Origin of the sequence: Neisseria sp. HMSC070A01, assembly GCF_001810165.1 — a bacterium.
Lineage (GTDB): Bacteria > Pseudomonadota > Gammaproteobacteria > Burkholderiales > Neisseriaceae > Neisseria.
Genome location: NZ_KV800123.1, coordinates 162,856 through 188,446 on the forward strand (window position 1 = coordinate 162,856; position 25,591 = coordinate 188,446).

Genomic DNA, 25,591 nt, shown 5'->3' on the forward strand with positions numbered 1-25,591 from the left:
CTTTCTATAAACGTCCGTATCGGACGACAATTAAAACCTGCTTTCAGACGGCCCTTAACAAATAAAGGCCGTCTGAATCGATATTAATCAAACTGTTTTTGACCGTTGCGCACAAACGGCAGCTTCAGTACGCGCACATCGACTTCTTTGCCGCGAATCAGCACTTTGGCGGTATCGCCGTCAAATTCTTTCGGTACGCGGGCGATGGCGATGGATTGTTTCAGGCTGGGCGAGAATACGCCGCTGGTGGTTTCGCCTTTGCCTTTGTCGGTCAACACTTCCATATGTGCGCGCAGGATGCCGCCTTTATCGAGCAGCAAACCGACTTGTTTGACGGCAACGCCTTTTTCTTTCAATGCCAGCAAGGCGGCTTTGCCGACGAAATCGCGGTTTTCGTCTTTCAAATCAACCGTCCAACCCATACCTGCTTCGAGCGGGCTGGTGTCGTCGTCCATATCGTTGCCGTAGAGGTTCATGCCGGCTTCCATGCGCAGGGTGTCGCGTGCGCCGAGGCCGCAGGGCTGCACGCCGGCTTGTTGCAGGGCTTTGAAGAATGCGACGGCTTCGGTGCCGGGCAGGATGACTTCGACGCCGTCTTCGCCGGTGTAACCGGTGCGGGCGACAAACCAGTCATTGCCCAAATCCGCGCCTTGGAACGGTTTGAGGTTGTTGACGACATCCGCCCATTCTGGTTTGACGGTCAAAAGTTTTTCGATGGCTTTAGGACCTTGCACGGCAAGCATACCGAGGTCGTAGCGCGGGTTGAAGGCAACGCCGAACTCTTGTCCGACTTTGTGGAACTGGGCGGTGTCTTTTTCGCGGGTCGCGCCGTTGGATACGATGCGGTATTGGGTTTCGGCTTCGTTGGTGCGGTAAACGATCAAGTCGTCAATCACGCCGCCGTTGTCATTGAGCAGCGCGGAATAAAGGGCTTTGCCGACGAAGGCGAGTTTGGCAACGTCGTTGGCAATCAGCTTGCGGAAAAAGGCTTTGGCATTTGCGCCTGCTACGTCGGTAACAAGCATGTGTGATACGTCGAACATACCGGCGTCGGTGCGCACGGCTTCGTGTTCGGCGATTTGCGAACCATAATGGATGGGCAGCTCCCAGCCGGCAAAATCGACCAGCTTCGCGCCTGCATCTTGATGGGCTTGATAAAACGGGGTGGTTTTCAGGGCAGTCATTCTCAAGTTTCTCCGGATTTATTGTTCAGATGCCGCCCGCGCACCTGTGCGCGGATGACCCTATCTGTCCTTGAACCTGAGATTTTCGGCCGTATCCGCTGGACGGCAAACCAGTCTGCTCACTGCTTTGCGCGGTTGTCTGAATGGTGGTTCAGACGGCCTTCTCCCCTTCGGTGGACGTTATTCCAACGCCGCTCTCCAGATTGTTTGTTTCAATGTGCAGTCCCTGATACCTGAGCGATTTAAGGGTGTCTGCGCCTTCGGTGGCCACATGTAGTTGGGTGTAGCTCTCTCCTGCACATGCTCCGATTATGGCTTGAATCGGCGGTTTGGGCAAGTGGCCGACGAATATTTATGATGTGAATATTCATCTTTTTATCAAAACGGCCGACCGCAAACCTTTGCGAAATTGCCGGATATGCGGCAAACATTTTTGCAAAAGTCTCAGGCCGTCTGAAGCCCTTACCCGTTTTTCCTATATAATTCTGTTTTTTCGATTTATCCGCGCCCACTATGAACCGCCTCAAACGCATCAAAACCATCCTCTGCACGCTCTACCGCTACCGCCTCGCCGAGCTGATTGCCTCGCTGGTCCGTCCGGGTTGGGCGCGGACTTTCCTCAATATGCTGCCGCAGTCGTCCAAGTTCAAACACGAGACGCCTGCCGTGCGCCTGCGTTTGGCGTTGGAAAGCCTGGGGCCGATTTTCATCAAATTCGGACAGGTATTGTCCACGCGCCCCGATTTGATTCCGCATGATTACGCGGTCGAACTGGCAAGACTGCAAGACAAAGTGCCGCCGTTTGATGCGCAGCTTTCGCGCTCGCAAATCGAAAAATCTTTAGGCCAATCCATCGACACTTTATACGCGGAATTTGAAACAGAGCCTGTCGCCAGCGCGTCCATCGCCCAGGTACACAAAGCCCGCCTGCATTCGGGCGAACAGGTCGCCGTGAAAGTCTTGCGCCCCAACCTTTTGCCCGTTATCGAACAGGATTTGTCGCTGATGCGCTTTGGTGCAGGCTGGGTAGAACGTTTGTTTTCAGACGGCAAGCGTTTGAAGCCGCGCGAAGTCGTGGCCGAATTTGACAAATACCTGCACGACGAATTGGATTTGATGCGCGAAGCTGCCAATGCCAGCCAGCTTGGTCGCAATTTCCAAAACAGCAATATGCTGATTGTGCCCAAGGTATTTTACGACTACTGCACCAGCGACGTACTGACCATCGAATGGATGGACGGTACACCGGTATCCGATATTGCCAAACTCAAAGCCGACGGCATCGATTTGCACAAACTTGCCGATTACGGCGTGGAAATCTTCTTCACGCAAGTTTTCCGCGACGGCTTTTTCCATGCGGATATGCACCCCGGCAACATTCTGGTCGCCGCCGACAACCGCTACATCGCCCTCGATTTCGGCATCGTCGGCACGCTGACCGATTACGACAAACGCTATCTCGCCATCAACTTCCTTGCCTTTTTCAACCGCGATTACCACCGCGTCGCCACCGCCCACATCGAATCGGGTTGGGTACCTGCCGACACGCGCGCGGAAGAATTGGAAGCCGCCGTCCGCGCCGTGTGCGAGCCGGTGTTCAACAAACCGATTTCGCAAATTTCCTTCGGCTTGGTGCTGATGCGCCTGTTTGAAGTCAGCCGCCGCTTCAATGTCGAAATCCAACCGCAGCTTGTGTTGCTGCAAAAAACGCTGCTCAACATCGAAGGCTTGGGCCGCCAGCTTGATCCCGATTTGGACTTGTGGAAAACCGCCAAACCGTTTTTGGTGAAATGGATGAACGAACAGGTCGGCCCCAAGGCCCTTTGGCGCAACCTCAAAAATGAAGCCCCTGACTGGGCGCAAATCATCCCTTCCCTGCCGCGCAAAATCAATGCGTTGGTTGATGAAAACCGCCAGCAGGAAATGCGCGATGCCTATGTGCACTTGGTCAAAGTACAGCAACGCCAAAGTTTGTGGCTGGGTATGATTGCGGTTGTTTTGTTGCTGATTTTGCTGTTTAAGTAAACCGTAATACAGCTTTAAACGATATATAAAAGTAAAAGGCCGTCTGAACTCTGATTTTCAGACGGCCTTTTATATGCCTATCTATTCTTTTTTCTCATGCGGAACATGTCCGCTTTCGGCTTCGATATGCCGTCTGAAGCGCAAACCTGCGGCATGGTAAAACGGATGCGGCGAGAATTGGCGCGAGACTTGCGAAGCGAAGATGCACGTCAGCAGCATCCAAAACAGCAAATTCTGTCCGCCCGTCATTTCCATTACCACCACGGCGGCGGTCAACGGCGATTGGGTCGCGGCGGCAAGGAATGCGGCCATGCAGAGCAAAACCGCGACATTGGATGCGTCGCCCAGTTGTGCGAAAGAAGCCATGTGTTCGCCTATCATCGCGCCGATGGTTAACGACGGCGTGAAGATGCCGCCGGGAATGCCTGCCCAGTAGCTGAACACGGTTGCCGCCCATTTTGCGGCGGCCAAGCCGAACGGCGCTTCATACGCGCCTTTGAGTGCGGCGGCGGCTTCGTGATAGCCCGTGCCATAGGTTTTGCCTTGATAAAACGTACCGAGCAGCGCCAGCAAAATGCCCATTACAAAGGCGACCACCAACAAATGACGGCGGATGAAACTGCGCCAGCGCACCGGTGCGAATGCCGCCGCGCCGCGATACAAAAAGCTGCCGAACAATCCGCCGGCCACGCCGCAAACGATGCCCGACACCGCGGCCCACATCAGCATGTTTGGCAGCTCGTGTCCTTGAAACCCTGAAAAATACGGGTTGTTGCCCTGTATCGCCACCTGAATGAAACCGGCCGCCAACACGCCCATCAAGATTTGGCGTTCCCAACGCAAAATCACGCCGCGCCCCAATTCTTCGATGGCAAACACCACGCCGGCCAAAGGCGCGTTAAACGCCGCCGCCAAACCGCCGGCCGCGCCTGCGGCAATCAAATCGTTTTCCTGCATGCCCCTAAACGCCAGCCCGTGCTTTTTACACCACGCGCCCCAAGCGTTCATGACCGCCGCACCCACTTGTACAGACGGCCCTTCCCTACCGATCGACGCCCCCAAAATCATGCCCAAAAACGTCAGCGGAATCTTAAAAAAGGTTTCGCCCAGACGAATCAGACGGGTTTTCTGCGCACCATACGGCAAAGACAACGAAGCGATGACCTGCGGAATACCGCTGCCGGAAGTGTACGGCGCAAATTTGCGCGTAAACCACGCCAAAAGCGGCAAGCCCAGCGGCAAGGCCACCCACGCAAACCACGGATATTTGCCCGCCAGCAAAGCATTCCATTCCAAAGCCAAATCCGCCAGACGCGCAAACAGCAAAGCTGTCAGGGCAACCAGTGCCGAGCCTGCCAGCAAAAACAGAAAGGCCATGCTTTTTTTCGACAGGCGTTTGGTTTGGCGGATTTTGTGGGCGAGGCGCGCCGCCCAAGTCTGTGGAAATTTCATAATAGGCATACAGTCAATGTATTCAGACGGCCTTGATGCTTTTCTCAAAGGCCGTCTGAACACAAGGATAAAGGTTTTTAAGAACGATAATCCGCGTTAATCGACACATACTCGTGCGACAAATCGCAGGTATAGACGACCGCCTCCGTATCGCCGCGTTGCAAATCGATGCGGACGGTAATTTCCGGACGGTTCATCACGGCTTGTCCGGCCTCTTCGGTATAGCTTTCCGCGCGGCCGCCGTTTTCGGCTACCAACACGTCATCCAGCCACATTTTCAAAGCATCGACATCCAAGTCTTCAATACCGGCATAGCCGACGGCAGCCAACAGACGGCCCAAGTTCGGGTCGGAGGCAAAGAACGCGGTTTTTACCAAAGGCGAATGGGCGACGGCATAAGCCACTTTACGCGCCTCTTCGCGGGTTTTCGCGTTTTGCACTTCAATCGTGATGAACTTGGTCGCGCCCTCGCCATCACGGACAATCGCCTGCGCCAATTCCAATGCCAGCGAACCGAGCAAGGCTTTGAGCTGGGCATAGCGCGGATCGGCAGTATTGTCGATTTCGCTCTGACCGCAACGGCCTGTCGCCATAATCACGAAGCTGTCGTTGGTACTGGTATCGCCGTCCACAGTAATCGTATTGAAACTTTCGTCTGCGATTTCTTGCGTCATCAGCTGCAAAATCGGCTGGGACACTTTGGCATCGGTGGCGATAAACGACAACATGGTCGCCATGTTCGGATGAATCATGCCCGAGCCTTTAGCGATGCCGGTGGCGCGGACTGTGTGTTTCTCGCCGACCAGGCCTGTGCGTGAAGCGGCTTTCGGCACAGTGTCCGTCGTCATGATGGCACGCGCCGCGTCCGACCAGAATGCAGGGCGCACTTGCGGCAAAGCGGCCACGATTTTATCCACAGGCAGCGGCTCCAAAATCACGCCGGTCGAAAACGGCATCACCTGATTGGATTGGCAGCCGACCTGTTCCGCCACGGCCGCACACACTTTAATCGCGTCCAGACGGCCTTGTGCGCCGGTACCCGCATTGGCATTGCCCGTATTAACGACCAAGGCACTCACACCGTCTTGGTCAAACAGATGCGACTTGGCGATATGCACCGGCGCGGCACAGAAACGGTTTTGCGTAAACACCGCGCCCACCGTATGGCCGCCGCCCAACACCATCAGCGTCAAATCGTCGCGGTCTTGTTGCTTGATGCCGGCACGCCCCGTAAACAGACGGATGCCGTCGATTTCCAACAATTCGTCTGCACGTTTTTCAGTCAAATTTACAGCCATATCATTTTCTCCTGTTTACACTATTTTCAGACGGCCTAAACGCTATACGCCCAATAAGGGAATCAAGATAGGCACCAATATCGCCGTCAACACGCCGTTGAGCGTCAAGCCCAAGCCGGCATATGCGGCCATACGGCGGCCGTATTCCAAAGACGCCGCAATCCCCATCGCATGGGAAGCCGTCCCTAAAGACATCCCCACTGAAGAAGGCATGTACAACGCCCCTTTCAACACTTTATATCCGGCCATCTGTCCAAAAAGTCCGGCGATAATCACCGTTGCCGCCGTAATCGCCGGAATACCGCCGACCGATGCCGTGATTTCAATTGCAATCGGGTTGGTCACCGATTTGGAAGCCAACGACAAAACCACATCGCGCGACGCGCCCAGCCATTTGGCGAAATACACGCCCGTAACAATGCCCGTCACGCTGCCCGCCAATTGCGACAACACCACAGGCAACCACTGGCTGCGGATACGGTCCCAATTTCGATAAAGCGGCACGGCCAGCAATACGACCGCCGGTTTCAACCAAAAATCGATAAACTGCGCCGCATCGTGATACAGCTCGTAATCGATGGCAAATACCTTCAAATACCCCATCAACACCAGCGTGCTGATCAATACCGGATTGCACAAAACGTTTCCCGTGCGCACCCGAATCTGCACCGCCAAAGCATACACGGCCAAAGTCAGAAACAGCATAAGCACGGGCATACGCAACAAATTGTCGATATCGCCCATCACATCAGCCTCCTGACCCACTCATGCACTTTGCCCGTGACCAACAACACGCACACCGTACTGACGATGGTGGCCGTCAAAATCGAAAACCAGTCGTTTGCAATCACATCCAAATAGCTGATGACGGCTACGCAAGGCGGCACCAAAAACAAAGTCAGGTTCGCCATCAAAATGTCCGCCAGCTCTTCCACCCAAGACAATTTGACCCAGCCGGCCTGAAGCGCGGCAAACAGCAAACCCATGCCGACAATGCTGCCCGGCAGCTTCAACCCCAAAATCCAAACGGCCGCCTCGCCCAAAGTCAGGCAACCCAATACCACCAATAAGGCACGAATAATATTCATTAAGCCGGTTTCTCCCTATCTTTTTCAGACGGCCTCAAAAAATTTATTAATCATTGAATCATATCGTGCCACAGGCCGTCTGAAAAGGGAAGAAACGCCTTCTTTCAAGTTTAATGAAAGATAAGCATGATTGCTCCGGCGGATTGGCTTCGGAGTAGTGAAACCTTTGCCCTGCTTTTGTCTTTAACGGCCGCTGCAAACCGGACATTCGGGATTGCGCCTCACCCCGTATTGCCGCCATTGTCCGCTCAATGCGTTGTAGGTGGAAAGTTTGCCGTGCGACGGCGTGCCGATACCGAGCAGCACTTTGAGCGCTTCGGCGGCTTGGGTCGTTCCGACAACACCGACCAAGGGCGAAAAAACGCCGAACAATGCACAAGCGCCGTCGTCGGCTTGTTCGCCGTCAAACAGGCAGGCATAACAAGGCGTATCGGGAAGGTCGGGGCGGTACACGGCGATTTGTCCATCAAAGCGGACGGCCGCGGCGGAAACCAAAGGCGTGCACGCGTCAACGGCGGCGCGGTTGACCGCCTGGCGTGTGGGATAGTTGTCGGAACAATCAAGGATGATGTCGGCGGCGTTTGCCAATTCGACCAGCTTGGCCTCATCGAGAAATTCGGCCATGGCGGTAATGTGTGTTTGGCTGTTGATCTGTTTCAGACGGCCTTGCATGACCAAAGCCTTGTTTTTGCCGATGTCGGCTTCGGTAAACGTGATTTGGCGTTGAAGGTTGGTCTCGTCGACGGTATCGGCATCGGCAATCGTCAGGCGGCCGATACCGGCGGCGGCAAGATACGGCAAGGCCGCCGCACCCAGCCCGCCGCAACCGACAACGAGCGCATGGGCGGCCAAGAGTTTTTCTTGGCCTTCGATACCGATTTCATCCAACAGGATATGGCGGCTGAACCGCAAAAGTTGTTGATCGTTCATCATAACAATAAGGCCGTCTGAAACCGAATATTCAGACGGCCTGAGTGGTTTAGAAATTAATATTTTCGTAGGCGTTGTCAAACAGGAAAGGGCGGCCTTCGCTGCTGGTTTCGGATTCGAGGCGGATACCGCTGAGCATCATATTGCGGTCAACGTCTTTCATCATGTCGTAAACGCTCAAGAGTGCCAGATTGAGGCCGGTCAGGGCTTCGGTGGCAATGCTGCCGTTGCTGTGCGCTTGGACGGTCAATGTGGCTTTCAGGCAGGCCAGCTCGACGTTAATATCGAAATCAACCTGCACGCCGATGATGCGGCCGGGCAGGTGCAGCGGAATCAGGTTGCCGCTTTGTTTGATGTTTTGAATGGCGGCAACGCGGGCGATGGTCAGGATGCTTGCCTTTTCGGCGGCATTCTCTATCAACACCCGTATCGCCTGCTGGCTCATGTTGATGGTGCCGACGGCGACGGCGGTGTGTTGCTCAGGAAAATCGGGCTGGTTGGGGAATTCGATCATGGGGTTCTCGCCTCTGTTTTGACAGCCAATATTTTACGGCATTTTACAGACACCGGCCACGCGGCGGATACGGACGGCCGTTTTCCGGTTTGAAATGTATCGGACGGCAGCATTGGCGGTTTACAAAAATTTGCTATACAATGGGTTCGGGACAAACCCAAATTAACATTTAAATAAGAGAAAAATCATGCAACTGCATATCTTAAACAATCCCAAAGATGCCGCTTTGGCAGCGGATGCGGAATTTTTAAAACAGTCTCTGTTCAATCTGCTGCATGAGGAAGCATCGCCTTTGGTGGTCGAAACCGTTAAGTTGTTATCGACTTCAGACGACAGCGCCGCCTTGATTGAGAAGGTGTTGCCGCAACTGGACGAACAGCAAACCCACGATTTAACCCTGGCCTGCGGCCTGTTCGCACAAATTCTGAACATCGCCGAAGACGTGCACCACGAACGCCGCCGCCAAATCCACGAAGAAGCCGGCCACAGCGGCGCCGAAGGCAGCCTGACGGAAACCGTGCGCAAGCTTAAAGCCGGAAAAGTCAACGGCAAATCGGTGCAGCAACAACTGGACAACACGGTCGTTACCGCCGTTTTGACCGCGCACCCGACCGAAGTGCAACGCCAAACCGTCTTGAGCTTTAACCGCCGCATCCGTGCGCTGCTGCCGCAACGCGAACGCTGCACTAATCCTGATGCGCTGGCTCAGTTGCGCCGCGAAATCGACACAGTCCTTTTGGGCTTGTGGCAGACCAGCGAAACGCGCCGCCACAAACTCAGCGTCAACGACGAGATCAACAACGGTGTATCCATCTTCCCAATGAGCTTCTTTGAAGCCCTGCCTAAACTCTACCGCACAATGGAACGCGACTTTCAGACGGCCTATCCCGGCGTCCGCGTTCCGAATATCCTTAAAATCGGCGGCTGGATCGGCGGCGACCGCGACGGCAACCCGTTCGTTTCTGCCGAAACCTTGCGTTTTGCGTTCAGACGGCATGCCGACGCAGTGTTCCGTTTCTATCGTGGCGAACTCGACAAACTTTACCGCGAATTGCCACTCTCCATCCGCCGCGTCAAAGTCAACGACGATGTGATGGCATTGGCCGCCCTCTCGCCTGACGAAGAAATCGCCCGTACCGAAGAACCCTACCGCCGCGCCATCGCCTACATCATGGCACGCGCCATGGGCAAAGCGCGCTCACTCGGTTTGGGGATGGGCTGCAAATTCGGCTTCCTCGAGCCTTATGCCACGGTTGAAGAGTTCCTCAACGACCTGAAAAAACTGCAACGCTCGCTCCACGAAAACGGCAGCCAACTGCTGGCGGAAGGCCGTCTGGCCGACATTATCCGCAGCGTGTCCGTGTTCGGCTTCCACATGATGCCGCTCGACCTGCGCCAACACGCAGGCAAACACGCCGATGTGGTTGCCGAGCTTTTCCAACACGCAGGCTTGGAAGACTACAACAGCCTGAACGAAGAGCAAAAACAAACTGCCCTGTTGCGCGAATTGAGCCATCAACGTCCTCTGTACAGCCCGTTTATCACATACAGCGACCATACCCGCCACGAGCTGGCGATTTTCAACGAAGCGCGCAAAATCAAAGACGAATTCGGCGAAGATGCCGTGACGCAAAGCATTATTTCCAACTGCGAACAACCCAGCGACCTGCTCGCCTTGGCATTGCTGCTGAAAGAAAGCGGCCTGTTGACAGTGGAAAACGGCAAACCACGCAGCCGCATCAACATCGTGCCTCTGTTTGAAACCATCGAAGCGCTCGAAAACGCCTGCCCGGTCATGGAAACCATGTTCCGCCTCGACTGGTATGACGCCCTGCTCGAAAGTCGCGGCAACATCCAAGAAATCATGCTCGGCTACTCCGACTCCAACAAAGACGGCGGCTACGTTACCAGCTCATGGTGTCTGTATCAGGCTGAATTGGGCTTGGTCGAACTCTTCAAAAAATACGATGTCCGCATGCGCCTGTTCCACGGCCGCGGCGGCAGCGTAGGCCGCGGCGGCGGCCCGTCTTACCAAGCCATTTTGGCGCAACCCGCGGGCAGCGTTGCCGGACAAATCCGCATTACTGAGCAAGGCGAAGTCATTACCGCCAAATACGCCGATCCGGGCAATGCCCAACGCAACTTGGAAACCTTGGTCGCCGCGACTTTGGAAGCCAGCATCCTGCCGGACAAAAAAGACCCTGATGCCAAGCTGATGCAGGATTTGTCGGACGTATCGTTCAAATACTACCGCGAACTGATTACCCACCCCGACTTCATCGACTACTTCCTGCAAACCAGCCCGATTCAGGAAATCGCCACCCTCAACCTCGGCAGCCGTCCCGCCAGCCGCAAAACCCTGGCGCGGATTCAGGACTTGCGCGCGATTCCGTGGGTATTCTCCTGGATGCAAAACCGCCTCATGCTGCCGGCTTGGTACGGTTTCGGCAGCGCAGTGGAAACCTTGTGCGAAGGCAAACCCGAAACCCTCGCCGCCCTGCGCGAACACGCCCAAAGCAACCCGTTCTTCCAAGCCATGCTCTCCAATATGGAACAAGTCATGGCGAAAACCGACATCACTTTGGCGGAAAACTATGCCGGCTTGAGCGAATCGCCCGATAAAGCAAAAATCATCTTCGGCATGATCAAGGAAGAATACCAACGCAGCCGCAAAGCACTGCTCGACCTGCTGCAAACCGAAGAGCTTCTGCGCGACAACCGCAGCCTCGCCCGTTCGCTTGCCTTGAGGATTCCATACCTGAACGCCCTCAACGGCCTGCAAGTTGCCATGCTCAAACGCCTGCGCAAAGAGCCCGACAATCCGCACGCCCTGCTGATGGTTCACTTGACCATCAACGGCGTAGCGCAAGGTTTGCGTAATACCGGTTAAAGCAGTACGGAAAAAAAGGCCGTCTGAAACAGTTTTCAGACGGCCTTTTTATGATGAACATACACCAGCATTGCGGCTGTTTTGAGTACCTCCACAATATGCTATAATCCGCCGTTAAACTTTTATCTTTTCAGGAAAAACCATGAGCTTGAAATGCGGCATCGTTGGTTTGCCCAACGTCGGCAAATCTACCCTATTTAACGCGCTGACCCAATCGGGTATCGAAGCGGCAAACTATCCTTTCTGTACCATCGAACCCAACGTCGGCATCGTTGAAGTCCCTGATCCGCGTATGGCTGAATTGGCAAAAATCGTCAATCCGCAAAAAATGCAGCCTGCCATCGTCGAATTCGTCGACATTGCCGGTTTGGTTGCAGGCGCGAGCAAAGGCGAAGGTTTGGGCAACCAGTTCCTCGCCAACATCCGCGAGACTGACGCCATCGTCAACGTCGTACGCTGCTTTGACGACGACAACATCGTTCACGTTGCAGGCAAAGTCGATCCGATTGCCGACATCGAAACCATCGGCACCGAATTGGCACTGGCCGACTTGGCCAGCGTCGAAAAAGCCATCGTCCGCGAAGAAAAACGCGCCCGCTCAGGCGACAAAGACGCGCAAAAACTGGTCGAACTGTGCAAAAAACTGCTGCCGCATCTGGACGAAGGCAAACCCGTCCGCTCCTTCGGTTTGGACGCGGAAGAACTCGCCATGCTCAAGCCGCTGTTCTTGCTGACCGCCAAACCTGCCATGTACGTCGGCAACGTTTCCGAAGACGGTTTTGAAAACAATCCGCACCTCGACCGCCTGAAAGAATTGGCTGAAAAAGAAAACGCGCCCGTCGTTGCCGTTTGCGCCGCGATGGAGAGCGAAATCGCCGAGTTGGAAGACGACGAAAAAGCCGAGTTCCTCGCCGAAATGGGCTTGGAAGAACCGGGCCTGAACCGCCTGATTCGTGCCGGCTACGACCTCTTGGGCCTGCAAACCTACTTCACCGCCGGCGTCAAAGAAGTCCGCGCCTGGACCATCCACAAAGGCGACACTGCACCGCAAGCCGCCGGCGTCATTCACACCGACTTTGAACGCGGCTTCATCCGCGCCCAAGTTATCTCCTACGAAGACTTCATCGCTTTAGGCGGCGAAGCCAAAGCCAAAGAAGCCGGCAAAATGCGTGTGGAAGGCAAAGAATACGTCGTACAAGACGGCGATGTGATGCACTTCCTGTTTAACGTATAAACCCGGTAAAACGCTTTTTCAGACGGCCTTTTCTAAGATTAAGGCCGTCTGAATTTATTTTCAGACGGCCTCACGTCTTGAAATATCAACAAAACAAGACATTATCTCCATAATAAATACGGACATGGCCCGTAATTTTTCTTTCTTCAAATCTCCCATCTCTTACCGACGCCTCACCTAAAAATAGCGCAAGGTTACATCATCAATAACAATATCATTGATATGACAATAAAAAATTAAACAATACCACATCGTATTGATTCATTATAAAAACAACATATTAAATATTATGTTGAAACTATCAACTTTATTCCTACTCTAATCCATTACTATTCAAACGCATATCATCAGCAATCATTCTAAGAAGGCAAACAAACTGCCCTGTTCCGACAAACGATGGCCGACCTCCGAAATACTGCCATTCTCGGCAGGAATCACTTTTCAGACGACGCCATTAAAATAAACTAATTAAAATCAAAATATTATGAGCAAAGTTTTATCTTACCGCCCAGATATTGATACATTGCGTGCCGTTGCTGTTCTATCCGTTGTCGTTTTCCATATTGAAAAAAACTGGCTGCCTGGCGGCTTTCTTGGTGTTGATATCTTTTTTGTCATTTCCGGCTTTCTGATCACGATGATTATCCATCGTGAAATGAGCAGTGGAATTTTCTCGTTCAAAAAGTTTTACATCCGCCGTATCAAGCGGATACTGCCCGCATTTTTTACCGTATTGGCGGCAACGCTGATATGCGGCTTTCTTTTATTCACCAAAGATGATTTTTCCCTTTTATGGAGGACGGCACTGTCCACCTTGGGGTTCATTTCCAATATCTTTTTTGCAAAGGGTCAGGGCTATTTCGACCCCATACAAGAAGAAAAACCTTTGCTTCACATTTGGTCTTTATCGGTCGAAGAACAATATTATTTCGTCTTCCCGATATTGCTGTTATTGGTTGTCCGCAAAAGCTGGCGCACCCAGTTTGCCTTCCTCATCACGCTATGCGTATTCAGCATTTTAGCTTCTTTTATACCGACTTCGCTGGATAAATATTACCTGCCCCATCTGCGCGCCTGCGAAATGCTGATCGGCTCGTTGACTGCAGTGTGGATGCAATACCGGCAACAACAAGGGCTGGATACCGGCAAACCATATGCGGCGGCAGGCGCATTACTTTCCGTATGCGTACTGTTTGCCTGCCTGTTTGCCTATACGGAAAAAACCGCCTATTTCCCGGGGCCTGCCGCCATCATTCCTTGTTTGGCCGCCGCCGCATTCATTTATTTCAATCAATTTGAACACCGGCTGAAAAAATTTTTCCAATGGAAGATTACAGTCGGCATAGGCTTGATTTCCTATTCACTGTATCTGTGGCATTGGCCTGTATTGGCTTTTATGAGATACATCGGTGCAAACAATCTGCCTTCGTATTCGACTGCGGCCGCGATTGTCTTAATGTTTGCACTCTCCCTGCTTTCTTATTATTTTGTCGAGAAACCGTTTAAAAAGTGGAAAGGCTCTTTTGCCCAATCTGTGGCATGGGTTTATGCCGCCCCCATGCTTGTTTTGGCCATAACGCCTTTTCTTGCCATGAGGCTCCCGTTTATGGAGCAGTACGACCATATGGGATTGGCGCGTTCCTACACTTCTTGCCACAACAATACCGACAAACAATGTGTTTGGGGCGATACCGACAAACAGCCGGAATTACTGATTCTAGGCGATTCGCATGCCGACCAATATAAAACGTTTTTTGATACCGTCGGCAAAAAAGAAAAATGGTCGGCAACAATGGTCACTGCGGACAGTTGTGCCTATGTAGAAGGTTATGCCGCCCCCGTATTCAAGCAAAACGCTTCCTGCCGTGCCGTTTATGAGTATGCCAAAGAGCATCTGCCCCAATACTCAAAAGTGCTTTTAGCCATGCGCTGGGGCAGCCAAATGCCTGAAAACAGCCATTCCCTTGCTTACGATGCCGATTTTTTCAAAAAATTCGACCTCATGTTGCAAAAACTTTCTTCGGAAAAACAAGCGGTTTACCTGATGATAGACAACCCTAATCTATCCTACAACGGTTTGCGCGCCTATATCCTGTCTTACCGCATACCGGGATTTAATCAAAATCTTGTTATTGATGAACAAAACACTTTTAAAGGAAACGAACGCATCAAAAAATTAGCCGAAAAATATGCCAATGTGTATATTATCGATGCCGCCGCCTATATTCCGCAGAATTTCAAAATCAACGGATTGCCGGTTTATTCCGATAGAGACCACATCAACCCTTACGGCGGCAGAGAACTGGCCAAGCGTTTTTCTGAAAAACACACGCTTCTTCAGTAAGCCATAGCCATTCATCCGATGAAATTTGCTACAATTAGCAGTTTGTAAAACTGCTAATTTTTTTGGAAGACATCAATGAGCGTCATCAAAGACCTACAATCGCGTGGCTTAATCGCGCAAACTACCGACATCGAAGCCTTAGACGCTTTGCTAAACGAACAAAAAATTTCCCTCTATTGCGGTTTTGACCCGACGGCCGACAGCCTGCACATCGGCCACTTGCTGCCTGTATTGGCATTGCGCCGTTTCCAACAAGCCGGTCATACGCCGATTGCTTTGGTGGGCGGCGCGACCGGTATGATCGGCGACCCAAGCTTTAAAGCGACAGAACGCAGCTTGAATTCCGCCGAAACCGTTGCCGGCTGGGTAGAAAGCATCCGCAACCAATTGACCCCTTTCTTGAGCTTTGAAGGCGATAACGCTGCTATTATGGCCAACAACGCCGACTGGTTCGGCAGCATGAACTGCCTCGACTTCCTGCGCGACATCGGCAAGCATTTCTCCGTCAACGCCATGCTGAACAAAGAATCTGTCAAACAGCGTATCGAGCGCGACGACGTGGGCATTTCCTTTACCGAATTCGCCTACTCCCTGCTTCAAGGCTACGACTTTGCCGAATTGAACAAACGCCATGGCGCGGTTTTGGAAATCGGCGGTTCCGACCAATGGGGCAACATCACTGCCGGTATCGACTTGACCCGCCGCCTGCACCAAAAACAAGTATTCGGCCTGACCCTGCCTTTGGTTACCAAATCAGACGGCACCAAATTCGGCAAAACCGAGGGCGGCGCGGTATGGTTGAACGCGAAGAAAACCTCGCCATATCAGTTCTACCAGTTCTGGCTGAAAGTCGCCGATGCAGATGTGTATAAATTCCTGAAATACTTTACCTTCCTGTCTATCGAAGAAATCGATGCCATCGAAGCGAAAGACAAAGCCAGCGGCACCAAACCAGAAGCGCAACGCATTCTTGCAGAGGAAATGACCCGCCTGATTCACGGCGAAGAAGCCCTTGCCGCCGCCCAACGCATTTCTGAAAGCTTGTTTGCCGAAGACCAAAGCCATCTCACCGAAAGCGACTTCGAGCAGCTGGCACTCGATGGCCTGCCGACTTTTGAAGTTTCCGAGAGCCTCAACGTGGTGGAGACTTTGGTGAAAACCGGTTTGGCGTCTTCCAACAAAGAAGCGCGCGGTTTTGTCAACAGCAAAGCGGTTTTGCTCAACGGCAAACCTGCTGAAGCCAACAATCCGAACCATGCCGCTGAAAAACCTGACGATGCCTATATGCTGACCGACGAACACAAACGTTTCGGCAAATACACCATCGTCCGCCGCGGCAAACGCAACCACGCTTTGTTGGTTTGGAAATAATCTTTAAACATTAAACGCATCGTTTAAAACAATCATGCCGTCTGAAATCAGCCACGCTTTTTTCAGACGGCATTTCCTATTGATGATATTCAGTTTTCCCAAAAAGAAAGGGCAGGTTTTACACCTGCCCTTCTATTAAATAATCTAATTTTTTAAGCAACTTTTATCGCGCAATTACTGCAAACGCTCATTTTCTTGACGGACGGCATTCACCACGTCCGCACCAAACAAAGCGTTGACATCGGTTTCATCAAACACATATTTGCTATGGCAGAAATCGCAGTCAATTTGAATGCTGCCTTGTTCCGCCACCACGCCGCCGACTTCCTGACCGCCAAGCATCAACAGCATATCGCTGACTTTGCCGCGGGAGCAGGTGCAGGCAAATTCAATGGCTTCCGGTTCAAAAACGCGGGGCGGGGTTTCATGGTAAAGGCGGTAAAGGGCGTGATGAGCGTCCAAACCGGTCAATTCTTGCGGAGTAAGCGTTTGCGCAAGCGTGGTCACATGCTCCCAAGCGGCATCATCCAATTCTTCTTCCGGCAGGCGTTGCAGCAATAATGCGCCTGCGGCGTGGTCGTCGGCGGCAAGCGTAATATAAGTATCGAGCTGCTCGGAACGTTTCATATAGTTGACCAGCATTTGCGCAATGCTGTCGCCTTCCAGCGGCACAACACCTTGCCAAGGGTCGGCATCTTTAGGCTGATGGGTCAAAACGAACACGCTGTTTTCGCCCAACAGCGCAGTCAGGCTTTCATCATCACGGATTTCAGCAGTTTCGTCCCAACGGGCGGTAGCGCGGACAGTATTTTCAGAAGTCGCTTCCACCACCAACATTTTCAGACGGCCCTGACCTTGAACCTGAACAATCAGCGTGCCTTCGTTTTTAAGGTTGGCAGACAATAAAGAGCAGGCGGCCAACAACTCGCCTAAAGCGCGGCGGATGGCGACAGGATAATGTTTTTGGTTGACGATGTGTTGCCAAACCTTTTCGAGGCGGATGTGCATACCGCGGATGGGCATATCGTCAAAGATAAAGCGTGTACGGATATCGCTGTGATTTTGTGTCATGTCAGTCTCTGAAAATAAATCAATGAATGCCGCTTATATGGTTGCAGCGGCGGATAAATCAAGCGAAACCGCGCCTGATGTTTTTCTAGTTCTTTTGGAAACAAGGGTTTAACGCAAAATAACAGCAGTTTTTTTGCCAAAAAGACAGTTTTTTAATACAATCAAGCAGATAACAAGAGAATGATACGGGATAACATCTCAGAAACCGGCAATGTGCCTGCAATCGGCAGGGAATGCCTTCTGAAACGGAAGTTTGTACAATGAATTTTTTACTCCGGCTCGCAGCAGTTTGGACTTCGGTCGCCATGCTCGCGAGCGTCAATTTTTCTTACGCCGATGATTTGGAAAACCTGATTACCACCCGTCAGCGTGTTTTAAACCAATTCAACGACAACGCCAACGTTTACGGCAATACGCGTCAGGCAACCCCTGTCCATCCCATCAATACCTATCCTGCCGCAAGCAACAATACGCGCGCACCTTCGGGCAATGCAGATGAGTTAATCGGCAGCGCCATGGGCTTGCTCGGCGTGGCCTACCGCTACGGCGGCACATCAGCCTCTACCGGCTTTGACTGCAGCGGCTTCATGCAACACATCTTTAAACGCGCCATGGGCCTGAACCTGCCGCGCACTTCTGCCGAACAAGCGCAAATGGGCGTTGCCGTGAGCCGTTCGGAATTGCAGCCGGGCGACATGGTCTTTTTCCGCACCATGGGTCGCGGCCGTATCTCCCACGTCGGCCTCTACATCGGCAACAACAATTTCATTCACGCACCGAGGACGGGCAAACGCATCGAAATTACCAGCCTCGGCCACAAATATTGGAGCGCGAAATACGCCTTCGGCCGCCGTGTAAAGAAAAACGACCCTTCCCGTTTCTTAAACTGAGGTGAGCTATGGGAATGCCGCAAATGCCCAAATGGTATGACGACGACGGTCAGATCGTTTCCTGTACCGAAAAAGTCAAAGTCATGACCGAAAACTTGAACGAACTCTACCAAATGGCGCAGGACGCTTTTGAAGACGCCCTGCTGATGGGTTGCTCCGAAAAACAGTTGCGCGAATACTTCCGCGACTTAATGGCTGGGCTGGAAAACCCTTATCAAAAAAACGGTTAGTTCTTCAATCCATACAAAAAAGGCCGTCTGAAAGTTTTTCAGACGGCACTTTCTTATTCTTACTCCCTTATGGCTGCATAAAATGGCTGTAACCATACATTGATATAATCGTCAGGATTACCATTCCACTCTGCATCAAAACCTTGTTGCCGCAATAAAGAAACAATACGGTCTGCTAATTCGATGATTCCGCTTTCGTCATCTCCAATCATGCCATAGTTCAAATATAAGCAACCATATTCTCTTGCACGGTTTTTATTAGGCTCTGTATAAAAGCAGTAACCCACAAAGCGATTGCGGTCAGGCTGACGCTCTAGCCTATCAAAACATTCAGCAATACATTCACCGACAGTATAACTTGCATTCGGTATCGCAATAATATCTGCGCACTCCAGTTGCGCAAAAGCTTTTTTAATTGCCGCCGTGGTTTTTCTCCATGTTGCGGTATCAGCACGCTGATCGGGAAATTTGGGTGGTGGCGGAGGCTCAGGAAGTGGATACCCTGTCAATTTACTAAGTAGTTGTTGGACAGCTTTTTGCTCACTGAGGTTATCTATACAGTCTATAACATGCTTATGATTTCCGGCTGACTCCAACGTAGCCAAGTCTGCCCCATTATCGATAAGAAATTGTACAATTTCAGTATCAGGACAAAACTCTGCAGCTATCCACAGCGGAGAGCGAGGGTGTTCCCCTTTACTGATTTGATTGATTGGGCAGCCTGCTCCTACTAAAAATTTTACCAATTCAAAATTGACATTCCCGCAACTGTCGGCAATGAGAGCTTCATGTAGTGCGTTAAAACCGTAACTGTTTATAGTAAAAACAGATTTTGGATCGACTTGAACAATATCCTGCACAGCAGCCAAATCGCTAGCACGTGCGGCACTGCAAATGTTAGAGTATTTCGGCATAGGATTCTCCTTTTAATAATATGCAGTATATTTCCAATTCATCATCAACCCAATTTTACGAAGAACATATTTTTAACCATATCTGTTCTTGTATTACAGTAATAAATACTCAATGATTTCAGACGGCCTTTTTTATCGGACAATTGCCCTATTCTATTTCTAACATTCCACCACGCGCACGGATACGGGGACGGCTTTTTTCTGCAAGGTAACGGCCAGGCCGGCGAGTGAGGTTTCTTTGTAGGTTGCCTTCATATCGCGGCCGGTTTGCAGCATGGTTTGAATCACTTCATCAAGTGAAACTTTTTTGTCTGTGCCGTCTTCCAAAAGCGCAAGCGTGGCGAGCTTGAGGGCTTTTTCGGCGGCGATGCCGTTGCGCTCGATACAGGGGATTTGCACCAAGCCGCCGACAGGGTCGCAGGTCAGGCCCAAGTGGTGTTCCATGGCCATTTCGGCGGCGTTTTCCACTTGTTTCGGTGTTCCGCCGATAACTTCGGCGTATGCACCCGCCGCCATGGAACACGCTACGCCGACTTCGCCTTGGCAGCCGACGTCCGCGCCGGAAATCGATGCGTTGGTTTTGTACAAAATGCCGATGGCGCCGGCAGTCAGCAGGAAGTCTTCAACACGCGATTGGTTGGCGTGCGGATTAAATTTGCGGAAATAGTGCAAGACGGCAGGAATAATGCCTGCCGCGCCGTTGGTCGGTGCGGTTACGACGCGGCCGCCGGCGGCATTTTCTTCGTTGACCGCCATGGCGTACACCATCGGCCAAAGTTGGGTATTGACGATTTCGCTCTCGCGCAAGACTTTGAGTTTGGCCGCCAACTGCGGCGCGCGGCGGCGTACGTTCAGGCCGCCAGGCAATTGCCCTTCCGCACCCAAGCCGCGCTTGATGCAGTTTTCCATCACATCGGCTACGGCGGCCACACGGCGGCGAACTTCCGCTTCATCGCAACCTGCCAACGCTGCTTCATTGGCCAACACGACTTCGGAAATATTCAACTGGTTCAGACGGCATTGTGCCAGCAACTCGTCGCAGTTTTTGTAAGGATATGGCACGTCCGAATTTTCCTGCGCTTCTTGTGCAAACCCTTCGTCTGTTACGACAAAACCGCCGCCGACCGAATAATAAATCTGCTCTTTCAGCTTCTGGCCGTCTGAATGGTAGGCGATAAAGTTCAGGCCGTTCGGATGTTTGGGCAACACTTTGTCGCCGCGGATATCCAAATCTTTTTCGGGATTGAAGGCCATTTCACGGCCGTTGAATTTTAAAACGTGTTGCGTGCGGATGCGTTCCAAGCGTTGGGGGATGTCTGCCAGCGGAATATCGTGCGGCAGGCTACCCTCCAAACCAAGCAATAATGCGTCGAATGTACCGTGTCCGATGCCGGTCAAAGCAAGCGAGCCGTACACTTCAATGACAATGCGCGCCACTTGTGTATCCAAGTTTTCGGCATTCAGCAAATCGGCAAAAGCGGCCGCGGCCTTCATCGGGCCGACGGTGTGCGAGCTGGACGGGCCGATGCCGATTTTAAAAATATCAAAGATGCTGATCATAATTTTCCTATCATTGTGTGTGCGGGCTGTGTTTTTCAGACGGCCTTAAGGCCTAAAGAGGAATCTTGTGCGCCGCTTGCCAATGCAAGTACCAAATGTCCGACAGTCATCAAAGGATCGCCTGCTTCCGGCGAGGTGTATTTCAGCGTCAGCGGTTTTTTACGCAAGGGTTCGTAATGGCTGACTTCACACTGTGAGGCCTCTAAACTTGTGGAACCGGCGCGGTATCTGTATGCCAACAGCCGTAAATCGTTCAAGTCCATCTTCATGCCGTTGTCCAACAATTCGCGCAACTGGTTTTCCCAGGCAATATCGGTACTTCCGTCTTTAATGGCAATCAAGATAGACTTTTCTAGGATTTTTTTGATGTGCTGGTTCAAGGAGCGGATTGGGAAATGCCCCAGCCACAACAAATCGGTCTCTGCAAATTGTGCGGAAAACTGCTCGATAAACCAGGAATGTAAACCTCGATAATTCGGCGAATGAAACAGGGTTGATTCAACCTTGTTGCCATCTTTATCCAACATGTAATGGCAGCCGATAATCACGCTGCAAGATTCGGCAGCCCATCTGGGAATAATGACTTTAGGGGTAAAGAGCGTTTCGAGGCGTTGCTCGGTAAATTGAGTGGTGAAATCAGGGTTGTATTGCAACGATGTCGGCAAATAGCCGCGCCAAAGGTACATGCCGATCCTGTTTTCGCCGATGACATCCAAAAGTTGTTCCAGCATGATACGGCTAGGACATGAAATAAATTCGTCCGCATCCAGCGGAAAAACAAAATCTATCGCTTCATCTTTTGCTACAAGCTGCTTCATAAGCAGGTTTACCAATTGGTCTTGATTGAACTTGAGCGCTTGATATTGATAGATAAATACCGGTAAACCTTCTTCTTTCAATTGAATCAGGATTTCCCTTGTACCATCGCTGCTGCCATGATCGATGATGTGCATTTCATCCATCAGCTCGAGATTATGACGGACAAACGATTCGATCACGTCGTTTTCGTTGCGCACCATACTGATGCTGATTAATTTTTTTCCCATAAATTACGCAATGTATTGAGATGTTTTAATATTTTTCAGACGACCTCTATCCAACCGGCAATGCGTTTTTCAACGGCTTCGGCATTCAGTCCCAAATCGGCTAAGAGTTTTTTCGGGTCGCCGTGTTCGGTAACTTTGTCTTCTACACCCAGCAGCAATACCGGTTTGCAGATACCGTGTTTCGCCAACACTTCCAACACCGCGCTGCCTGCGCCGCCTTGTTCGGCGTTTTCTTCAGCAGTAACGATGTAATCGTGGCTTCGGGCGAGACGGACGATCAGCTCTTCATCTATCGGTTTGACAAAGCGCATATCGGCAACGGTCGCGTTCAGCTTGTCGGCAGCGGCCAATGATGGGGCAACCATGCTGCCAAAGGCGATAACGGCAATTTTCTTGCCTTCGCGACGGATGATGCCTTTGCCGATTTCAACGGTTTCCAGGCCGTCTAAAACAGTTGCCCCCGTGCCTGTACCGCGCGGATAACGGACGGCGGACGGCGAATTTGCCTGATAGCAGGTTGAGAGCAGCAGGCGGCATTCGTTTTCGTCGCTGGGTGTGGCAATAATCATGTTCGGCACGCAACGCAAAAAGCTCAAGTCGTATAAACCGGCATGGGTCGGGCCATCTGCACCGACAATACCTGCGCGGTCGATGGCGAACAAAACAGGCAGGTTTTGCAGGGCAACGTCATGTACCAACTGGTCGTAAGCGCGTTGCAGGAAAGTGGAGTAAATCGCCACGACAGGCTTGATGCCTTCGCACGCCAAACCGCCTGCAAAGGTAACGGCGTGTTGCTCGGCGATACCGACGTCGAAATAGCGGTCGGGGAATTGGTGTTCAAACTCAACCAAGCCGCTGCCCTCGCGCATGGCAGGCGTGATAGCAACCAAACGCTCGTCCGCCGTCGCTTGGTCGCACAGCCATTGGCCGAACACTTGCGTATAGGTTGGCTTGGCCGCGGCAGGTTTGACTTCCGGAGCAGGCACTTCGCTCGGCAGCTTGGCAACAGCGTGATATTTGACAGGATCGTTTTCGGCGAATTTGTAGCCGTTGCCTTTTTTGGTGATGACGTGCAGCAACTGAGGGCCTTTGCGGCCGCGTAAGTCTTTTAATACGTCCACCAAATTTTCAACGTTGTGGCCGTCCACCGGGCCGGTGTAACGGAAACCGAAGTTTTCAAACAAAGACAGCGACTGTTTGGCGTGTTCCGCTTCGCCTGCCAAGGTTTTGATTTTATTTTCGACTTTTTGGGCAAGCTCCATCGCGCCGGGCAATTTGTCCAACACTTTGCTCGATTGGGCTTTGATGGTGCTCAACAGGCCGTGCATATCGCGCACGACGTTGCTGGCAAGATATTTCGGCAGCGCGCCGACATTGGGGGAAATCGACATTTCGTTGTCGTTGAGGATGACCAGCAAATCGACATCCATATCGCCTGCGCAGTTCAGGGCTTCAAACGCCTGACCTGCCGTCATGGCGCCGTCGCCGATGATGGCGACGCTGCGGCGGTTGTTGCCCAACTGTTTGTCCGCAACGGCCATGCCCAAGGCCGCGCCGATGGATGTGGAAGAATGTCCCACGCCGAACGCGTCGTATTCCGACTCACTGCGTTTAGGAAAACCCGCCAAACCGCCGTATTGGCGCATGGTGTGCATTTGATTTTTGCGGCCGGTGAGAATTTTGTGCGGATAGCTTTGGTGGCCGACATCCCAGACCAAATGGTCTTCGGGCGTGTCGTACACATAATGCAGAGCCACCGTCAGCTCGACCGCGCCCAAGTTGCTGGCGAAATGGCCGCCCGTCTTACCGACGGAATCCAACAGAAATTCGCGCAATTCGGCGGCGACTTGCGGCAGCTGTTTTTTCTCCAGACGGCGCAAATCCTGAGGCGTATCGATAATATCGAGCAAAGGGCTTGGGTTCATGATTTTTGGCGGTGAATTTTTGTGTAACGGACGATTATATCAAGAGATTGCACAACTTGTTACAAATGCTTTCAGACGGCCCGAACCTTTATCCTTTATAATACTGCCAACTGAAAACACAAGGCCGTCTGAAATGACCCAAAACGCAAACAATCTCTGCTGGCTCGATATGGAAATGACCGGCCTCAACCCGGAACACGACCGCATTATCGAAGTCGCCATGATCATTACCGACTCCGATTTGAACGTACTGGCGCAATCGGACGTATACGTCATCCATCAAAGCGATGAATTGCTCGACAGCATGGACGAGTGGAACACCGCCACCCACGGCCGCACCGGCCTGACCCAACGCGTACGCGAATCCACACTGACCGAAGCCGAAGTCGAGCAAAACCTGCTGGACTTCATGTCCGCATGGATACCCGAGAAATCCACGCCCATGTGCGGCAACTCCATTCATCAAGACCGCCGCTTCATGGTCAAATACATGCCGCGTTTGGAAGCTTATTTCCACTACCGCAACCTAGACGTATCCACGCTGAAAGAATTGGCCAAACGCTGGAATCCGGCCGTTGCCAAAAGCGTGGTCAAACGCGGTTCGCACAAGGCATTGGACGACATCCTCGAAAGTATCGAAGAAATGCGTCATTATCGCGAGCATTTCCTCAAACTCCCTTCCGAACAATAATCTTAAGGCCGTCTGAAACCGGTTTGACACCGTTCAGACGGCCTGATCGGCTTCCTTCATCTCATGAAAATCACCAAAATCTTTACCTTCGATTCCTCGCACATGCTCGACGGGCATGACGGCAAGTGCCAAAACCTGCACGGCCACACCTACAAACTCGAAATCACCGTCTCCGCGCCCGTTATCCAAGGCGGTGCAAAAGACGGCATGGTGATGGACTTTACCGACCTGAAAGCCATCGTCAAACAACACATTACCGACCCGTTCGACCATGCCTTCATTTATCACGGCAACAACGAACGCGAAAGCCAAATCGCCGCACTTTTGGAAGGCTGGAACATGAAAACCCTACGCCTGCCCTGCCGCACCACCGCCGAAAACATGAGCGTAGAAATGTATGGCCGTCTGAAAAACGCCGGTGTCAAAGTGTGCAGCGTGAAATTATGGGAAACGCCGACTTCGTGTGCAGAATATGAAGGGGAATAAACCGGCATTTTGTATTTTTCAGACGGCCTGTTCCCCAAACACACCCATCCGCTAAACATCAAAAGGAATCCTCATGAAACTCCTCTCCACCCTCCTCGTCCTCTTCGTCGCTGTCGAACATTTCTACATCGCCTGGCTCGAAATGACGCAAATCCCAAGCGAAAAAGCGGCAGAACTGTTCAATATGCCTTACGAATTTATGGAACAAAAGCGCGTGCAAACCCTGTTTTCCAACCAAGGCCTGTACAACGGCTTCCTCGCCATCGGCTTGGTATGGGCGCGCTTTGCCGCACCCGACAACGCCGTTTACGGCGCGACCATCCTGTTCCTCGGCTTCGTCCTCATCGCCGCCGCATGGGGCGCATTTTCGTCCGGCAACAAAGGCATTTTGTTCAAACAAGGCTTGCCGGCATTTTTGGCCGCCGCAGCCGTCATTGCCGCTTAAATA

The 25,591-nt window shown here is 52.1% G+C and carries 22 protein-coding genes and 1 riboswitch; of the genes, 10 read left to right on the forward strand and 12 right to left on the reverse strand.

All coding sequences use genetic code 11. From position 1 onward, the window contains the following. Positions 1-83: 83 nt before the first annotated feature. Positions 84-1,184, reverse strand: a complete 1,101-nt coding sequence (gene gcvT, locus HMPREF2711_RS06290; RefSeq protein WP_070615846.1) for a glycine cleavage system aminomethyltransferase GcvT — start codon at positions 1,182-1,184, stop codon at positions 84-86. Between the two features lie 210 nt (positions 1,185-1,394). Further along, positions 1,395-1,491: riboswitch (glycine riboswitch) on the reverse strand. 206 nt (positions 1,492-1,697) lie between these two features. Here gcvT and ubiB point away from each other — a divergent pair. Beyond that, a complete protein-coding gene (gene ubiB / locus HMPREF2711_RS06295) occupies positions 1,698-3,209 on the forward strand; it encodes a ubiquinone biosynthesis regulatory protein kinase UbiB (RefSeq protein ID WP_003748860.1) in 1,512 nt (503 codons plus the stop codon). A gap of 81 nt (positions 3,210-3,290) precedes the next feature. Here the strand turns inward: ubiB and HMPREF2711_RS06300 are convergent, their stop codons facing one another. The 6 genes from HMPREF2711_RS06300 to HMPREF2711_RS06325 all read right to left on the reverse strand — a co-directional run bounded on the left by HMPREF2711_RS06300 (position 3,291) and on the right by HMPREF2711_RS06325 (position 8,491). Then, positions 3,291-4,661 (reverse strand): chloride channel protein, encoded by a 1,371-nt coding sequence (locus HMPREF2711_RS06300; protein ID WP_036494011.1) that lies wholly within the window; start codon positions 4,659-4,661, stop codon positions 3,291-3,293. Between the two features lie 77 nt (positions 4,662-4,738). Then, positions 4,739-5,959 (reverse strand): bifunctional glutamate N-acetyltransferase/amino-acid acetyltransferase ArgJ, encoded by a 1,221-nt coding sequence (gene argJ, locus HMPREF2711_RS06305; RefSeq protein ID WP_003748863.1) that lies wholly within the window; start codon positions 5,957-5,959, stop codon positions 4,739-4,741. A gap of 42 nt (positions 5,960-6,001) precedes the next feature. Continuing rightward, entirely contained in the window at positions 6,002-6,694 is a 693-nt protein-coding gene (locus HMPREF2711_RS06310) for an LrgB family protein (protein WP_141745661.1), read from the reverse strand. 8 nt (positions 6,695-6,702) lie between these two features. Then, positions 6,703-7,047: a CidA/LrgA family protein gene (locus HMPREF2711_RS06315; RefSeq protein WP_003748870.1), complete on the reverse strand. Its 345-nt coding sequence runs from the start codon at positions 7,045-7,047 to the stop codon at positions 6,703-6,705. A gap of 183 nt (positions 7,048-7,230) precedes the next feature. Further along, positions 7,231-7,977 carry a HesA/MoeB/ThiF family protein gene (locus HMPREF2711_RS06320; protein ID WP_172884835.1) on the reverse strand — a complete coding sequence of 249 codons (747 nt, stop codon included), beginning with the start codon at positions 7,975-7,977 and terminating at the stop codon, positions 7,231-7,233. A gap of 49 nt (positions 7,978-8,026) precedes the next feature. Next, on the reverse strand, positions 8,027-8,491 hold the full coding sequence (locus tag HMPREF2711_RS06325) for a cyclic pyranopterin monophosphate synthase MoaC (protein WP_003748873.1): 465 nt from the start codon (positions 8,489-8,491) through the stop codon (positions 8,027-8,029). Positions 8,492-8,678: 187 nt separating this feature from the next. Between HMPREF2711_RS06325 and ppc the strand changes: the two genes are divergently transcribed. The 4 genes from ppc (at position 8,679) to tyrS (ending at position 16,330) form a co-directional block, all read left to right on the forward strand. After that, positions 8,679-11,381, forward strand: a complete 2,703-nt coding sequence (gene ppc / locus HMPREF2711_RS06330; protein ID WP_003748875.1) for a phosphoenolpyruvate carboxylase — start codon at positions 8,679-8,681, stop codon at positions 11,379-11,381. 142 nt (positions 11,382-11,523) lie between these two features. Next, positions 11,524-12,615, forward strand: a complete 1,092-nt coding sequence (ychF, locus tag HMPREF2711_RS06335) for a redox-regulated ATPase YchF (RefSeq protein ID WP_003748877.1) — start codon at positions 11,524-11,526, stop codon at positions 12,613-12,615. 484 nt (positions 12,616-13,099) lie between these two features. After that, positions 13,100-14,959 (forward strand): acyltransferase family protein, encoded by a 1,860-nt coding sequence (locus HMPREF2711_RS06340; RefSeq protein ID WP_003748880.1) that lies wholly within the window; start codon positions 13,100-13,102, stop codon positions 14,957-14,959. A gap of 75 nt (positions 14,960-15,034) precedes the next feature. Continuing rightward, positions 15,035-16,330 (forward strand): tyrosine--tRNA ligase, encoded by a 1,296-nt coding sequence (tyrS, locus tag HMPREF2711_RS06345; RefSeq protein ID WP_003748882.1) that lies wholly within the window; start codon positions 15,035-15,037, stop codon positions 16,328-16,330. 174 nt (positions 16,331-16,504) lie between these two features. Here the strand turns inward: tyrS and hslO are convergent, their stop codons facing one another. Continuing rightward, positions 16,505-17,401, reverse strand: coding sequence for an Hsp33 family molecular chaperone HslO (gene hslO, locus HMPREF2711_RS06350; RefSeq protein ID WP_003748884.1), 897 nt, complete (start codon positions 17,399-17,401; stop codon positions 16,505-16,507). Between the two features lie 260 nt (positions 17,402-17,661). Between hslO and HMPREF2711_RS06355 the strand changes: the two genes are divergently transcribed. Further along, entirely contained in the window at positions 17,662-18,291 is a 630-nt protein-coding gene (locus HMPREF2711_RS06355) for a C40 family peptidase (RefSeq protein ID WP_003748886.1), read from the forward strand. Positions 18,292-18,299: 8 nt separating this feature from the next. Beyond that, a complete protein-coding gene (locus HMPREF2711_RS06360; RefSeq protein ID WP_003748889.1) occupies positions 18,300-18,521 on the forward strand; it encodes a hypothetical protein in 222 nt (73 codons plus the stop codon). A 59-nt stretch (positions 18,522-18,580) separates the two neighbouring features. Here HMPREF2711_RS06360 and HMPREF2711_RS06365 read toward each other — a convergent pair whose 3' ends face one another. The 4 genes from HMPREF2711_RS06365 to dxs form a co-directional block, all read right to left on the reverse strand. Next, complete coding sequence (locus tag HMPREF2711_RS06365) at positions 18,581-19,435, reverse strand: ankyrin repeat domain-containing protein (RefSeq protein ID WP_003748891.1); 855 nt, start codon at positions 19,433-19,435, stop codon at positions 18,581-18,583. Positions 19,436-19,594: 159 nt separating this feature from the next. Continuing rightward, entirely contained in the window at positions 19,595-20,995 is a 1,401-nt protein-coding gene (locus HMPREF2711_RS06370) for an L-serine ammonia-lyase (RefSeq protein WP_003748892.1), read from the reverse strand. A 35-nt stretch (positions 20,996-21,030) separates the two neighbouring features. Further along, complete coding sequence (locus tag HMPREF2711_RS06375) at positions 21,031-22,041, reverse strand: glycosyltransferase family 2 protein (protein WP_003748894.1); 1,011 nt, start codon at positions 22,039-22,041, stop codon at positions 21,031-21,033. A 35-nt stretch (positions 22,042-22,076) separates the two neighbouring features. After that, positions 22,077-23,966: a 1-deoxy-D-xylulose-5-phosphate synthase gene (gene dxs / locus HMPREF2711_RS06380; protein WP_003748896.1), complete on the reverse strand. Its 1,890-nt coding sequence runs from the start codon at positions 23,964-23,966 to the stop codon at positions 22,077-22,079. 133 nt (positions 23,967-24,099) lie between these two features. Here dxs and orn point away from each other — a divergent pair, with 133 nt between their 5' ends. The 3 genes from orn (at position 24,100) to HMPREF2711_RS06395 (ending at position 25,588) form a co-directional block, all read left to right on the forward strand. Beyond that, positions 24,100-24,657 (forward strand): oligoribonuclease, encoded by a 558-nt coding sequence (orn, locus tag HMPREF2711_RS06385; protein WP_003748898.1) that lies wholly within the window; start codon positions 24,100-24,102, stop codon positions 24,655-24,657. A gap of 63 nt (positions 24,658-24,720) precedes the next feature. Continuing rightward, positions 24,721-25,143: a 6-carboxytetrahydropterin synthase QueD gene (queD, locus tag HMPREF2711_RS06390; protein ID WP_003748900.1), complete on the forward strand. Its 423-nt coding sequence runs from the start codon at positions 24,721-24,723 to the stop codon at positions 25,141-25,143. 73 nt (positions 25,144-25,216) lie between these two features. Continuing rightward, entirely contained in the window at positions 25,217-25,588 is a 372-nt protein-coding gene (locus HMPREF2711_RS06395) for a DUF1304 domain-containing protein (RefSeq protein WP_003748902.1), read from the forward strand. Positions 25,589-25,591: the final 3 nt, after the last annotated feature.

Bases quoted from the DNA above. Each gene is read 5' to 3' on its own strand.
- gcvT (WP_070615846.1), bottom strand. From the start codon at position 1,184: ATGACTGCCCTGAAAACCACCCCGTTTTATCAAGCCCATCAAGATGCA.
- HMPREF2711_RS06395 (WP_003748902.1), top strand. From the start codon at position 25,217: ATGAAACTCCTCTCCACCCTCCTCGTCCTCTTCGTCGCTGTCGAACAT.
- ubiB (WP_003748860.1), top strand. From the start codon at position 1,698: ATGAACCGCCTCAAACGCATCAAAACCATCCTCTGCACGCTCTACCGC.
- HMPREF2711_RS06370 (WP_003748892.1), bottom strand. From the start codon at position 20,995: ATGATCAGCATCTTTGATATTTTTAAAATCGGCATCGGCCCGTCCAGC.
- HMPREF2711_RS06365 (WP_003748891.1), bottom strand. From the start codon at position 19,435: ATGCCGAAATACTCTAACATTTGCAGTGCCGCACGTGCTAGCGATTTG.
- argJ (WP_003748863.1), bottom strand. From the start codon at position 5,959: ATGGCTGTAAATTTGACTGAAAAACGTGCAGACGAATTGTTGGAAATC.
- tyrS (WP_003748882.1), top strand. From the start codon at position 15,035: ATGAGCGTCATCAAAGACCTACAATCGCGTGGCTTAATCGCGCAAACT.
- HMPREF2711_RS06320 (WP_172884835.1), bottom strand. From the start codon at position 7,977: ATGAACGATCAACAACTTTTGCGGTTCAGCCGCCATATCCTGTTGGAT.
- HMPREF2711_RS06355 (WP_003748886.1), top strand. From the start codon at position 17,662: ATGAATTTTTTACTCCGGCTCGCAGCAGTTTGGACTTCGGTCGCCATG.
- ppc (WP_003748875.1), top strand. From the start codon at position 8,679: ATGCAACTGCATATCTTAAACAATCCCAAAGATGCCGCTTTGGCAGCG.
- HMPREF2711_RS06325 (WP_003748873.1), bottom strand. From the start codon at position 8,491: ATGATCGAATTCCCCAACCAGCCCGATTTTCCTGAGCAACACACCGCC.
- HMPREF2711_RS06375 (WP_003748894.1), bottom strand. From the start codon at position 22,041: ATGGGAAAAAAATTAATCAGCATCAGTATGGTGCGCAACGAAAACGAC.
- HMPREF2711_RS06360 (WP_003748889.1), top strand. From the start codon at position 18,300: ATGGGAATGCCGCAAATGCCCAAATGGTATGACGACGACGGTCAGATC.
- dxs (WP_003748896.1), bottom strand. From the start codon at position 23,966: ATGAACCCAAGCCCTTTGCTCGATATTATCGATACGCCTCAGGATTTG.
- ychF (WP_003748877.1), top strand. From the start codon at position 11,524: ATGAGCTTGAAATGCGGCATCGTTGGTTTGCCCAACGTCGGCAAATCT.
- hslO (WP_003748884.1), bottom strand. From the start codon at position 17,401: ATGACACAAAATCACAGCGATATCCGTACACGCTTTATCTTTGACGAT.
- HMPREF2711_RS06315 (WP_003748870.1), bottom strand. From the start codon at position 7,047: ATGAATATTATTCGTGCCTTATTGGTGGTATTGGGTTGCCTGACTTTG.
- queD (WP_003748900.1), top strand. From the start codon at position 24,721: ATGAAAATCACCAAAATCTTTACCTTCGATTCCTCGCACATGCTCGAC.
- HMPREF2711_RS06300 (WP_036494011.1), bottom strand. From the start codon at position 4,661: ATGAAATTTCCACAGACTTGGGCGGCGCGCCTCGCCCACAAAATCCGC.
- orn (WP_003748898.1), top strand. From the start codon at position 24,100: ATGACCCAAAACGCAAACAATCTCTGCTGGCTCGATATGGAAATGACC.
- HMPREF2711_RS06340 (WP_003748880.1), top strand. From the start codon at position 13,100: ATGAGCAAAGTTTTATCTTACCGCCCAGATATTGATACATTGCGTGCC.